The sequence below is a fragment of the Rhodococcus sp. OK302 genome (assembly GCF_002245895.1).
GTDB lineage: Bacteria > Actinomycetota > Actinomycetes > Mycobacteriales > Mycobacteriaceae > Rhodococcus_F.
The window spans coordinates 274510-287244 of the sequence record NZ_NPJZ01000001.1; the positions used below are offsets into that span (position 1 = coordinate 274510).

At 61.3% G+C, this 12735-nt stretch carries 9 protein-coding genes and 2 pseudogenes; 6 read left to right on the forward strand and 5 right to left on the reverse strand.

What is annotated here, in order from left to right; genetic code table 11:
- Positions 1 to 89: 89 nt before the first annotated feature.
- Together BDB13_RS01280 and BDB13_RS01285 are read right to left on the reverse strand one after the other, a co-directional pair.
- Positions 90 to 1799, reverse strand: a complete 1710-nt coding sequence (locus BDB13_RS01280; RefSeq protein WP_254922666.1) for an Ig-like domain-containing protein — start codon at positions 1797 to 1799, stop codon at positions 90 to 92.
- Positions 1800 to 1835: 36 nt separating this feature from the next.
- A complete protein-coding gene (locus BDB13_RS01285; RefSeq protein ID WP_094270057.1) occupies positions 1836 to 3578 on the reverse strand; it encodes an Ig-like domain-containing protein in 1743 nt (580 codons plus the stop codon).
- A 975-nt stretch (positions 3579 to 4553) separates the two neighbouring features.
- Between BDB13_RS01285 and BDB13_RS01290 the strand changes: the two genes are divergently transcribed.
- The 3 genes and pseudogenes from BDB13_RS01290 to BDB13_RS33760 all read left to right on the forward strand — a co-directional run.
- Positions 4554 to 5525, forward strand: a complete 972-nt coding sequence (locus tag BDB13_RS01290) for a LysR substrate-binding domain-containing protein (RefSeq protein WP_094270058.1) — start codon at positions 4554 to 4556, stop codon at positions 5523 to 5525.
- A 536-nt stretch (positions 5526 to 6061) separates the two neighbouring features.
- Positions 6062 to 6859, forward strand: a pseudogene (locus BDB13_RS33755) (HpcH/HpaI aldolase/citrate lyase family protein); the annotation flags it as partial.
- Between the two features lie 192 nt (positions 6860 to 7051).
- Positions 7052 to 7408: pseudogene (locus BDB13_RS33760) on the forward strand (IS6 family transposase); the annotation flags it as partial.
- Between the two features lie 56 nt (positions 7409 to 7464).
- Here the strand turns inward: BDB13_RS33760 and BDB13_RS01300 are convergent.
- Both BDB13_RS01300 and BDB13_RS01305 read right to left on the reverse strand, forming a co-directional pair.
- Entirely contained in the window at positions 7465 to 8892 is a 1428-nt protein-coding gene (locus tag BDB13_RS01300; protein ID WP_094270060.1) for an alpha/beta hydrolase, read from the reverse strand.
- A 4-nt stretch (positions 8893 to 8896) separates the two neighbouring features.
- The gene (locus BDB13_RS01305; RefSeq protein WP_094270061.1) at positions 8897 to 9169 is read right to left on the reverse strand and encodes a DUF2277 domain-containing protein; all 273 of its coding nucleotides are present in this window, start codon (positions 9167 to 9169) and stop codon (positions 8897 to 8899) included.
- Between the two features lie 49 nt (positions 9170 to 9218).
- On the opposite strand from BDB13_RS01305, the gene BDB13_RS01310 reads away from it, so the two are divergent.
- A complete protein-coding gene (locus BDB13_RS01310) occupies positions 9219 to 10181 on the forward strand; it encodes a bile acid:sodium symporter family protein (RefSeq protein WP_369597442.1) in 963 nt (320 codons plus the stop codon).
- On the opposite strand, the gene BDB13_RS01315 is transcribed toward BDB13_RS01310, so the two are convergent.
- The gene (locus BDB13_RS01315; protein WP_094270063.1) at positions 10178 to 10753 is read right to left on the reverse strand and encodes a TetR/AcrR family transcriptional regulator; all 576 of its coding nucleotides are present in this window, start codon (positions 10751 to 10753) and stop codon (positions 10178 to 10180) included. The genes BDB13_RS01310 and BDB13_RS01315 overlap by 4 nt on opposite strands.
- 95 nt (positions 10754 to 10848) lie before the next feature.
- Between BDB13_RS01315 and BDB13_RS01320 the strand changes: the two genes are divergently transcribed.
- Together BDB13_RS01320 and BDB13_RS01325 are read left to right on the forward strand one after the other, a co-directional pair.
- Positions 10849 to 12246 (forward strand): cytochrome P450, encoded by a 1398-nt coding sequence (locus BDB13_RS01320; RefSeq protein WP_094270064.1) that lies wholly within the window; start codon positions 10849 to 10851, stop codon positions 12244 to 12246.
- Positions 12247 to 12362: 116 nt separating this feature from the next.
- Positions 12363 to 12686, forward strand: a complete 324-nt coding sequence (locus BDB13_RS01325) for a DUF4333 domain-containing protein (protein ID WP_094270065.1) — start codon at positions 12363 to 12365, stop codon at positions 12684 to 12686.
- Positions 12687 to 12735 lie beyond the last annotated feature (49 nt).

The window sequence follows — 12735 nt, forward strand, 5'->3', positions numbered from 1 at the left end:
GGAGGCACCAGGAAATTCGTCGGCCGAAAAGGCGCGCCACCGAAACAATGTCGGTGACGCGCCTTTCACTTCGCCCTACAACTCGGATCCTACGATCCGAAGATGCTTGACAAGCTACCGAAGGGGCCGTCCGGGCCCGGATCGGTGTCGGCGGGAACCGTCAGTGCCTGCGGAGCAGACGCCGAGTCGATAAACCCTGCAGCGCCGATGAATTCAGCGGTGATGCTGAACTCACCCGAAGCCGCGAACGTGGTGGGCAGTGTCGCAACACCGTTCACCACAGCGACGGGAGCGCCGAGATTGACGTCACCCATCTTGAACTGGACCTTGCCGTTGGCGGTAGTCGGATCGACCGTCGCCTTCAGCGTGACCGAGCTGCCCTTGGTGATCGTGCCGACCGGAGCGAGCGTGGTGCTGGTCTGGACAGCTGCCGCCGGAGCGGTGGTGACGCTGACCGGGAACATCGGTGCGACAGAACCCCCGACGCCCTGGGTGCCGGAGTAGCGGGCGAGGACGCGGTGAGTGCCGGTGGTGGTGAACTTGTACGGCGCGACCGCGACGCCGTCCGTGCCGACCGTGCCGGAGACCGGGGTACCGCCGTCGACGGTGAACTCCACCGTGCCACCCTGGACTGCCGGGGTGACCTGTGCGTGCAGGTTGACTTCCTGGTCGACGAAGGCCAGTTCCGGGCTGGTCATCGCGAGCGTAGTGACGGTGTCGTCGGTGCTCACGTTGATGGTCTTGACCGCGGAGGTCGAGGTGATGAAGCCGGTGGTTCCGGAGAACGCGGCGGTGATCTCGTGGTTGCCGTCGGTGGTGAAGGTGTGCGTGATCGACGCAGTGCCGTTCGCTACGTCCACCGGTGCGCCGAGAGAGGTTGCGCCGTCGAAGAACTCGACGGTGCCGCCGGGTGCTGCCGGGGCGACGTTCGCGGTCAAGGTGACCTCTGCGCCGTTCTTGACGGCGCCGGGAGCCACCACGGTGGTGGTGGTCTGCTTGTCGGCTTCGATGATGTTGGTCGAGGCGAGCGGGCCGGCGCCGTTGTTGAGCGCTGCGGTTTCACTGTCACGTGGGGTGCATCGGGTGGGGGCCCACGCCGTGCCGACGATCGGTGCGCTGGCCTTCGGGAGGAAGGTCAGGAAGTTCTTGTCGTGGTTCCACTTCGCGGCGTCCCCGACGGTGCGAAGCTTCATTTCGACGGCGCCGGACGGGCCGGCTTTCAGGCGTGCCTTGACCTGCGGCAGCTGGAAGGTGGTGGTCGCGCCGCTGGCGGCGTTGGCGACGATACCGGCCTGGTTGCTGGTGCTCGAGTTGGGGCTGTTACCGATCGTGGCGTTGTCACCCGAGAGGCGGATGATCGTCCCGTTGGGGTCGATATTGCCGGCTTCGTTGACACGCAGCACATTTGGCGTCACACCGCTGAGACCCGAGGACGTGCCCACCACGATCTCCGCGCCGAGGAACTCGGCGTTCGAGGGAATCGCTACGTCGATCTTGATGCGCGAAACGTTCTGCACGTTCGCGACGGACACCTTGTTCGGGTAGGTGATCGGCGGCGGCACGATGGTGACCTCGAACTCCTCACCGGCGTTGACCGACTCGGGGGCGTCGACATCGACCGTGGCGTTTTGGGCCTCGGTGGTCGGACCGGCCACTGCCGAGGGTGTGGCCAGGCAGGCAGCGACGAACGTGGTGCTGGTGGTCGCGGCCTGCGCCGGAACACCGCCCAGCATGGTGACGCAGGCGAGCGCTCCCACACCGATCGGTGTGACGAGCCGTTGAATCCTTTTCTTCTGCACGAATTCTCCTAAGGATGAATGGCTGCGGGAGTGGAACTAGCTACCGAAAATGCCGGAAAGTGAACCCAAGCTGCCGGTTTCGGGACCGGGGGTGGTGGCGGTGGTGATGCCCACGACGGTGGGACCGGACACGGAGTCCTTCCAGCCGTCGCCGCCGACGAAGACTGCCGTGACGGCATAGGTGCCTTCGGCGTCGAAGGTGTATGTGCCGGTGGCGACACCGTTGACGACGGCGACGGGTGCGCCGATCAGGGTGGTGCCGACCTTGAACTGGATCGTTCCGTTGGCGGTCGACGGAGCGACGGTTGCCGTAAACGTCATCGGGGTACCGACATTGGAGTTTCCGGTGACGCCGAGGGCGGTGGTGGTGTCTACGCGGTTGGGCTCGACATCCTTGACGGTGACCGAGTATTCAACCGAGGTGGAACCCGTGAATCCGGGGGTTCCCAGGAACTTCGCAACCACTGTCGAGGTGCCGACGGTGTCGAAGGTGTGCGGGAGAACTGCAACTCCGTCGCCGGTGCCGACCTCTGCCGAGCCGGCGAGGACGCCGTCGACGGTGAATTCGACCTCACCGGCGCTCGGGAACGGCATGACGGTGGCCGAGAGGTTGGTCTCGACGCCGACGGTAGCGGTGAGCGGTTCGAGAACCGTTGTGGTGGTACCGAAGTCGGCGTCATTGACGGTCAATGAAGACACTGCAGAGTCGGAATTGAGACTGCCGCCGGAGCTGACGAAGTGTGCGGTGATGCTATGCGTACCGGCCTCCGGGAACTGACGGGTGATCGAGGCCTGTCCGTTGACAACGGTGACGGGGTTGCCGACGTTGACGTCGCCGTCCTTGAACTGCACCTGGCCGGTTGCGGTGGCCGGGGTGATGGCAGCAGTAAAGGTGACGTCCGCGCCGACGTCGACGGTGGCCGGGACGGTCAACGTGGTCGTCGTCTCGACATCAGCGGGAATGACCTGGACGTTCTGCGGCGCCGAGGTCGACTCGATGGCCGCCGTCGTCCCCAGGAACTTCGCGGTCAGACTGTGCTGACCATCCGTGGCCGGGGTCCACGCCAACGTGGCCGTACCAGCACTGAGAGCACCTTCGCCGAGCTTTGTGATGCCGTCGTAGAACTCGACGATGTTGCCGTCGGCGCCGCCGGTGACCGTCGCGCTCAGTGTCGTCGACTGACCTACCTTTGCGCCGGTGACCGGTGCGAGCGCAGTTGTCGAAACATTCTTGGCTACCGAGACTGACGGGCCTTTGGTGGCGAAGGTGCTGAAACCGAGATCGCCGTTGTAGTCCATCCCCGTAACCAGCGGGACACCCCGGGCGCAGTCGGCACCGACCTTGTACGAGAACACGAACGTGGCCGGCGTGGTACCGCCGTTGAAGAGGTTGTCGACCACCCTAGCCAAGGTCGTGGTGGCCGTGGGGCTGCCGACCATGGCGAAGCCTGCCTCCGATGTCGAGGCGATCGCACTGCCGTTGAGCGTGGCGGAACCCTCCACGTAGGTCAGACACGTCGGGTGGAAGTCCTTGACCATCCAGAGCAGTTCGGCTTCCTTGAATTGAGCCCGCTTGAAGGTGGTCGAGGAGGTGATGATCTCGCCCTCGATCGGGGTTACATTGCTGATGGTGCGACTCAAGTTGGTGTTGCCGTCGGCCCAGCTCAGCGATCCCGGTGCCGCACTTGCAATTCCGCCGCCTATCGTTACCGCGAATCCGGCGGCCACAGCTAATACGCTCAGGCCTCCGACCGCACGAAGGGTGTTGCTCTGCATCATGATTCCCTTTCTTTGGGGCGCCTCGGCAACCGCCCTGAAACGAGCGCCTAGACGAGCGTCCAGTTACATCGATCCGGCTCAAGGTAGCGCAATCGATCAGCAATTAGGGCGAATCACGAAAATTACGGCAATTAGGCGATCGGGCATTGTGATAGTTCATGCAGGCCGGACGTACCGAGTGACGATGCAGCCGCGAAATCGAAGCCGGATTGTCAAGTTAAACACTGTCAAGTTATTTGGAGTGCAACAGTTTTCACTATCACCAGACACCAGACCAGCACAGTTCCGAATGTCGGTGACGCCGGGGTTTCTCGGCCGATTATTCGAATGGTTCGGCTTCTGAAGTTCAACCGTCGACACCACAATGTAATTTGCTAACGAGTAACTGTAATGCTTGTCAGTGATCAGCAACTCAATCCCGCAGAACGAGAGACCGAACCGCCAAGTTTCCCAAAATAACTCTCGCCCAAGTAATTTGCTCTCGTTCGGGCAGTTCGACCATTGGCGTCCCTGTCAAAGTTGCCCAGAACGGCGAACCTCGGGGCCACCGACACCATGACAATCACGTCGCCGAATCTCACGTCAGGAGCCACGATGTCGAGCTTCAGCCCATGGGCCGATTTCCGGGTCGCGACGGCGTCTGTCAAGTTGAGTGGAGTGCAGCAGTTTCCGGGCACAGCAGAACATCCCCGAGGGCAGAGGCGGTCTGTTTGGAGACCTGACCCCAGACCGGGAATCGGATGACCACTTCGGTTCGGTCATGAGTGGCGATAATCCAGATCCGCGGCGGCCGGAAGCCTGGAGACGTCCGCGAGGGCGCGCGAGACACCGGACTATCCGTCACTGGGGTCGAGAGGAGTTGATCGCGGCCGACCCGCTGGGGATGCCCTGGTTGACACTGATCGCTGGCAGAACCTAGTCCCATTCACCGCCTAGAATCCCATTCACCGGACAACCCCGACATAGACTTCCGCTATGGAACTCCACACGCGTCAACTACGCTACTTCGTCGCGGTGGCAGAAGAGTTGAGCTTCACGCGCGCCGCTCAAGGACTGCACATCGCGCAGCAGGCACTGAGTGTGCAGATCAAGCAGTTGGAACGGACCCTCGGCGTAGCGCTACTCACCCGGACCACGCGCAGCATAACCCTGACCGCTGCCGGTGCCGCGTTCCTCGAGGACACCAGCAAGATACTGGCCGCGCTCGACGCCGCCGCCGAGCGTGCCCGCGCAGCGCAGCGCAGCGAACACGAGCGGTTGGTCCTGGGATTCCTCGACGGAGCAGCCCTGATGCTGACCGAGCCGATCCTGTCCGCCTTCCGTGATCGCCAGCCCGATGTGACGGTGGAGATGCGCCAGTTCAATTACGACGATCCTTCGGCCGGACTGGCCGACCGCTCGGTGGATGTGGCGTTCCTGCGTCGTCCGCTCACGACGGAGGGCGTCGAGTTCGAGCCGTTGTTCACCGAACCCCTCGTGGTGATGCTCCGCACCGACCATCCCCTCGCCGACCGCACCTCTGTCGCTGCCGCCGAGCTGATTGAGGAGCCGTTTCTCGGGGCTGCCAACACCGACCCGACGTGGAATGCGTACTGGGAACTCGACGCCCATCGCAACGGAGTGCCGGCGAAGGTGATGTCCCGCTCGACCTCGGTGCTCGAGGAGTTCCAGAAGGTGGCTGCCGGCGTCGGCGTCGTGGTAACGGGGGCGTGCGCTCGCTGGATCCCCTATCCGGGAGTCAAGGTGGTGCCGATCGCCGACGCCACACCGAATGAGATCACAGTGGCGTGGCGCTCCGACAACAACTCAGAATTGGTGCGCTCGTTTGTCGACGCTGCACGGTCGGCGCGCAACGCGCGGCCGGATCTGGTCGCGATGCTGCAGGAGCCGGACTTCGACGATTGCGTGGTTCCCGACTTGATCATGCCCGACACGATCCCCCACTGACAACGGAACCTGTTCGAGTCGTCCTGATCCAGCACACCATGATGTGACGCGATACGGGTGTGATCCCTGCTGAACTCTCAGCGGGGATCACACCCGTATTTGTTGTTAATGCCGTCAAATTAGTTGTTAATGACTCGTCCTTATTGTTATTGGCGTCATGTTTGTTGTTAATTCCGTCGCATTGGTTGTTAATCAGATCGGGAATTCGAAAAACCGCTGGATGGTCGAGAATTTACTGCACAGGAACATGCAGCGAGATCCGGGAATTGTTCGTCCAACCCCCTTCCGTTTCTGGCAACAACCTGACTAATATGTCAATGATGCAGGCCAGGAGGATTTTCTAGACCGTCGAGTCGTATGGTCGCTCGATAATCATACGTATCAGTCGGTTGAATTATTCGTCGATATTCTTTATGGTAAATCCGCTGTGAATGCCTGGTCTGCGTTACCTTGATCCGAATTGCATAAGTTGGACGGTCATCCTTGACTTAGTCCAGTCGGACGGTTGCCTAGCGACTGTCCCAGACAGGAGATAAATGATTCAGGTCAGTACACGAGCCGACTGCGCGTACGAGGAAACCCTGGACACCATCGCCGTACGCGACGAGGAAAACCGGCCGCTCCCGCGGTCGTACCTCTACGTCCCGGGCACCGCACCGGAACGATTCGACAAGGCCATCGCATCGGGCGCCGACGCAGTCATCCTCGATCTGGAAGACGCAGTGCCCCTAGCAGCCAAGGCTCGAGCGCGCCAGAATGTTGTCGACTTCCTCAGCCAACACAGGGCCGACACCGGCGTCGAACTGTGGGTACGAATCAACCCCGGCCACCTCGGCGAAGAAGACCTGTCGTCCCTCGGCACCGGCTACTCACTCACCGGAATCGTCCTGGCCAAGGCCGGCCTGACCGACCTCGAGAGAGTTGCCGACACACAGTTGAACAACTCTCTACTGGTTTCCCCGTTGATCGAGACACCGGAAGCGGTACGTCGGATCGATGACCTGCTCCGCGTTCCCCGTGTAGCGCGAGTGCAACTGGGTGAGTACGACCTCTGTGCTGCAGTGGGCCTGGACCCCGGCCCCGACGAGTCGGAGACTGCCTGGGCACGCAACCAGATCGTATTCGCCTGTGCCGGAGCCGGATCGACGCCGCCCGTCGCACCGGTATCGATCAACATTCACGACCTCGACGCTCTACAGGTGTCCACCGAGCGAGCGCGGCGACAAGGGTTCTTCGGCCGGGCCTGTATTCACCCGAGCCAGGTTGCCTTGGTGCACAAGGTGTTTACGCCGTCCGTTAGAGCGATCGACGAGGCACAGCAGATGCTCGAACGCTTCGAAGCCGGATTGGCAGCAGGTCGCGGTGCCATCGTGGACAAGTCCGGCCGGATAATCGACGAGGCCGTCGTGCGCTCAGCCCGGCGCACCTTGTCCACCAGCCAGCAGCCGACAACGGACATGTACAAGCACGAAAAGAAGATGAGGCACTCTCAACTTGGTGAGATCGCTTCGGCCGGCCAAGATTCGATGATGTCGTCGACATACAAGGGCTACCGGTTTCCCCGGGAGATCATCGCCCATTGTGTGTGGTTGTATCACCGGTTCCCGCTGTCCTACCGCGAGGTCGAGGTGCTCATGCGCGCTCGCGGCGTCGACGTGTCCTACGAGACGATCCGGACATGGTGCGCGGCGTTCGGGCCCGAATACGCCGCCGCCTTACGTCGACGTGCACCCCGGCCTGACGACAGATGGCACCTCGACGAGGTATCTCTGAAGATCAACGGGAAACGCCAATACCTGTGGCGGGCCGTCGACCAGCACGGCAACGTTCTCGACATCCTCCTGCAGACCAACCGGGACGAAAAGTCCGCAACCAGGTTCTTTGCCAGTCGTTGAAGAAGCAGCGCGCGGATGCGCGGTGCAGTAACCACGACACGTGTTCAGGCCAGCACTGCCCGTTCCGGTAGTCCGGCAATGACGACGGCCAAGTTGTAGCCGGTCATTCTCAGCTCTCCGTTGTCGCCGGTTCTGGCATATTCGGCATGACCGAATGCACGCTCACGATAGATACCGTCAGGGCTGTAACCACTTCTGGTGGAAAGACATTGGAAGGACCGATCGGACGGATCACCGCCGAAGCGACCGAAGCCGGCAATGGCGTCGCCCTCTGCCTTCATGACGTAGACGTGACCGGCCGCGACTTCGAGCTGCGATTCTTCACGCGCACGTACCCCCGGCGAGCCGTAGAACACCACGTCCGCGACTCCCACATACCCATTCCGTTGCAAGGCAAGGGAAGTGGCGAGCGATCCGTATGAGTGGCCGAGAGCAGTGAAGTGCGGATTGTCCTTCACCGACGATGCGCGCAGCCCGTGGAAGAAGCTACTGAGTGCGTCGGCGGCGATCCGCGCCTTGGTGCCTCGGCTGACGTCGAGGCTGGCGCGGCCCACGTCGAACTTGCCCGGGCCGGTCATCTGCGGGGCGTCGTAGCCGATCCAGGCGATGGTGCACACCTTTTCGTGTCCACGTCCCGCCGTGTGGAGTTGGCGCCCGGCCTCGTCCCGGAGCCGACGTGCCTCGAGTGCCATACCGCGCATGGAATCCTTGACGTTGGTATTGAGGCCCGGCACTGTCACCGAAAGATGATCTGCGGTACCAGGATCACCCACGGCAACTGCCGCGAAGCCTCGTTCGCCGGAACGCATGTCCATCATGACCAACACGAAGTCGGCATCTTCGCGCAGCAACTCCTCGAGTGCATCCAGATCTTCCAGTTTGCGCTGGGCGTACCACAATCCGGCGCCGGTATTGCTGAGTCGTCCACCGAAGAACTCTCGCTGCAATTCCTGTTGGATGCGGATCGAGTCATCTTGCAGCCGACGACGTTCCGTGTCGATTCGTGCACGATTCGCGACATCGCGCACGGCAGCGGGGATACCGTCCAGGTTCGCGATCAATTCCGGAGCATTCTTGACGATTTCTGCTTGACCGCCCGAGCAGAGGTTGCGCCAATCCTTGTTGACCCGAGTGACATTATCGCGAAAATCTGCACTCACATGCGCGGTCACCGACGCTCGGGCATGGTCGAATTCTGCCCCGACCAGAACCGCTTCGGCTATCAACTCGGACGCCTGCGCCGACAGTTCAGAAATCTGCCGCTGCAGCGGATGCCCGTCGGCGACGGCCACTGCTGCTCGTATCTCGCCGTCGGCACGCACCTGCAGTTCGTCGTCTCGAGCAGCAACGCGCAGTGCCGCCAACCGGCGTTGCAGGTCGCGGACGCGATGGGCGACCAGCATCCCTTCGAGCCCACTGGCAAGGTCGGCGAGGGAATCGGCGTCCCACGCGTCGATATCGGTCAGGTTCACCGGACTAGGTGGCGCGTGCCGCGATCCGCGCCACTACCTCTGGCCGACGCAGCGGCGGAACAGTCTGCGGCGGTTGCCTACGCGCCGGGAGCTCACTGAGCAGGCGCGTCGTAGTCGCGGTGACCTCACGGACAGCTTGCTCGAAGGCGTCACGGTTAGCGTCGGAGACTTTCGCGATTCCACTCACCTTACGTATGTATTGGCGAGATGCTGCCTCGATCTCCTCCGGTGTGGCCGGCGGTTCGAGTCCACGAAGTTCGGTGATGTTTCGGCACATAGTTCGACGATAACCGTGCCCGGGCACTCCGTCACGGCCCGATACACCAATGTATCCAAATGACCACGCAGAATCGGGCACCGCGGTAGTTTCAGTAAAATTCTCCCCAAGTAACTGGAAGAAGCCATTACCCATGGACTCAGCTCTCACGTCGATCGGCCTGCCGGTCGCGCTCGCCATCATCATGTTCGGCCTCGGACTCTCACTGACCGTCGGTGATTTTGCCCGCGTTGCGAAGGCACCCAAAGCTGTCTCCATCGCTCTCGTCTGCCAACTGATATTGCTGCCCGCCGCCGCCTTCGGTCTGGTCACCCTCTTCGATCTCGATCCGCTGTTGGCAGTCGGCATGATGCTCCTCGCCGCGTCACCGGGCGGAACAACAGCCAATCTCTTCAGTCACCTCTTCCGCGGCGACGTCGCACTCAATGTGACTCTCACAGCAGTCAATTCAGTGATCGCCGTCGTCACCCTTCCCCTGATCACCAACTTCGCGCTCGGTTACTTCGAACCTGACGACGCCGACGGCACCCTCGGCCTCCAGTTCACGAAGGTCCTGCAAGTTTTTGCCGTCGTCCTGATCCCGGTCGCCATCGGCATGTGGGTTCGCTTGCGGTCGAGCGCCTTTGCCGAGCGTATGGACAAGCCGGTTCGCATCGGATCTGCCGCGGTGCTGGCACTGGTCATCGTCGGAACCGTCATCTCGGAGCGCGCGAACATCGCCGACTACCTTCTCGACATCGGCATCGTCGCAGCATTGTTCTGCGTACTGAGCCTTTCCATCGGATACGTCGTACCCAAGATCTTCGGTCTCGAGGATCGTCAAGCCATCGCCAGTTCCATGGAAATCGGTATCCACAACAGCACTTTGGCGATCACCATCGCAGTGAGCCTGATGGACAACGTTCAACTGGCGGTTCCGGCCGCGGTCTACGGCGTCGTAATGTTCCCTCTTGCAGCGGGATTCGGCGCTTTGATCACCAACAAGTCACAAAAGCTTGTTGAAGTCGACTAACTCCCGAGGGCTCCGGCCAACGTGCGCAAGCAGATCGCACGCAACTCCTCCTGCGGAATCGACGGATGATCCAGCCAGTCCAGGCACACTGCCCGAACGAAGGCGATCCATCCACGAACAGCGACGGCAGCAAGTACTCGACGCTCACCTTCGAATCCCCACGCGTCGAGAATGCGCGTCTGCTGCTCCGCCAATTCGTGTTCGACGATCTCGCGGATCGCGGCTTCCGCTGACAACGTGCCGATGTTGATCGCGCGGACACCACGACTATGGGTTTTGACGTACTCGAAGTAGGCGTCCAACCCAGCGGCGATTTGCTCGTGAACCGGCAGCGACGCGTCGGGCGCGGTCACGTCGAGGAGATGCTTCGATTCGCGCTCGACGATCGCCGCAAAGAAATCCCGTTTGGTCGGGAAGTAGTGGTACATGAGACCCCGTGACACCCCGGCGATCTCGGCTACCTCTTCGATCCAGACGTCCTCGTACGATCGGTCGGCAAAAAGTTGCATACCGATATCGAGCAACTGCGTGCGGCGTTGCTCGCGATCCAGACGTTTTCGTGGAGTGGCCATAACAAAATCAGATTACTACTTGACACCGATTCAGTAAGGCGTACTTTGCGTACTAGACACTAATTCAGTAAGCGAACTCTTCTCGGGGGACAACGATGAGCGTCGACGCAACGCCGACTACCGGCGAAGCCACCATTCCGCACCCAGCGCGGCGACTCCCCATCGTCGGCGACGTCCTCGGCATCAACATCCGGACACCACTGCAGAACTCCGTGAGTATCGGCCGCGAACTGGGTCCGATCTTCGAAAGATATGTGCTCGGCAATCGATTCGTGTTCGTGTCGGGAGCAGACATGGTCGCGGAACTCTCCGACGAGTCACGATTTGTAAAACACCTGGCCCCGGGCGTGAAAGCTCTGCGCGGCATCGGCGGCGACGGCCTCTTCACCGCCTACAATCACGAACCCAACTGGGGCAAAGCCCACAACCTCCTGGCCCCGGCGTTCAGCCAGGCCGCGATGCGCTCGTATCACCGCACGATGCTCGATGTGGCGAGCGAACTCGTCGGATACTGGGACAAACACGGCAGCAACTCCCCCGTCGACGTCTCCGCCGACATGACCAAATTGACGCTCGAAACTATCGGCCGAACCGGGTTCAGCTACTCCTTCGACTCATTCGATCGTGAAGAACCGCATCCGTTTGTCAAAGCGATGATCGGTGCGCTTTCACATTCACAGCAGACCACCTTCATCAAATCGACTGCGGTCGGCCGCCTTCTCGCGCGCCGAGCCGACCGACGCGACGAAGTCCGCAAGGCATACATGGCCGAGGTGGTGGACGAGGTGATTCGTGCGCGGCGCGACAATCCCGGCGGCGCGCACGAGGACCTCCTGGAACTCATGTTGCGCGCGGCTCGGGAGAACGACCCGAATCGAATCGACGAACTGAACATTCGGCACCAGGTAGTCACCTTCCTGGTTGCCGGACATGAAACAACTTCCGGCGCTTTGTCATTCGCCCTGTACTACCTCGCAAACAATCCGGATGTTCTCGCCAAAGCTCAGGCCGAGGTCGATCAAATTTGGGGCGACGAAGAACCGCCGTTCGAGAAGATCGCCAAATTACGGTACGTACGACGCGTCCTCGACGAGGCCTTGCGCCTGTGGCCGACAGCCCCCGCCTACGGCCGCGCAGCACGGCACGACACCACCCTGGTTGGCAAGTATCCGATGAAGAAGGGCGATTGGATGCTGGTACTCATACCGTCATTGCATCGAGATCCCGTGTGGGGCAACGATCCTGAAGCATTCGACCCGGATCGGTTTCTGCCGGCACAGGTGAAAGCCCGCCCCGCTCATACGTACAAACCATTCGGAACCGGCGAACGCGCTTGCATCGGTAGACAATTCGCGATTCACGAGGCAGTTCTTGTTCTCGGCACGATTCTGCAGAAGTACACCATCGAACCGGATCCCGAATATCAACTGAAGGTAGCCGAGCGACTGACGCTGATGCCCGAAGGGTTCAAACTGACGGTACGACGCCGCTGACCTCGAAGAACTCCAGAAAAATGGCCTACCCGGTGAGTCCGAAAAGTTGGATTTGGGTCTAATATCAGCGAGGACCTTCGGTCCGAGGCCTGCCCCGTGCTCACTCTGGAGAAAAAATGAAGAGAAAATACCTCGCCGCCACCATCGCCCTAGCGGCCGTATTGGCTACCGGCGCATGCTCGGCCTCGGTCAGCGTGGGCTCGAAGCAGGTTGCCGCCGACAAGGTTGCGGCCCAGATGTCCAGCCAGCTCGCAGCGACAGTCGGAAAAGCACCGGATGACGTCACCTGCCCCGAAGGTCTCGACGCCGAGGTAGATGCAACCGTCACCTGCACACTGACGGATCAGGGCACCAAATACGACGTCACCGGAACCGTGACCAGCGTCGACGGTGACAACGTGAAGTTCGACGTCCAGGTAGCGGATACTCCTCAGAGCTAACCCACTGTGCGCCTTTATTACCCGCCCGCGGTTAATAAAGGCGCACAGC

Excerpts from the sequence above, each read along its gene's own strand:
- BDB13_RS01305 (WP_094270061.1), bottom strand. The coding sequence starts at position 9,169 with ATGTGCCGAAACATCACCGAACTTCGTGGACTCGAACCGCCGGCCACA.
- BDB13_RS01320 (WP_094270064.1), top strand. The coding sequence starts at position 10,849 with ATGAGCGTCGACGCAACGCCGACTACCGGCGAAGCCACCATTCCGCAC.
- BDB13_RS01325 (WP_094270065.1), top strand. The coding sequence starts at position 12,363 with ATGAAGAGAAAATACCTCGCCGCCACCATCGCCCTAGCGGCCGTATTG.
- BDB13_RS01315 (WP_094270063.1), bottom strand. The coding sequence starts at position 10,753 with ATGGCCACTCCACGAAAACGTCTGGATCGCGAGCAACGCCGCACGCAG.
- BDB13_RS01285 (WP_094270057.1), bottom strand. The coding sequence starts at position 3,578 with ATGATGCAGAGCAACACCCTTCGTGCGGTCGGAGGCCTGAGCGTATTA.
- BDB13_RS01290 (WP_094270058.1), top strand. The coding sequence starts at position 4,554 with ATGGAACTCCACACGCGTCAACTACGCTACTTCGTCGCGGTGGCAGAA.
- BDB13_RS01310 (WP_369597442.1), top strand. The coding sequence starts at position 9,219 with ATGTATCCAAATGACCACGCAGAATCGGGCACCGCGGTAGTTTCAGTA.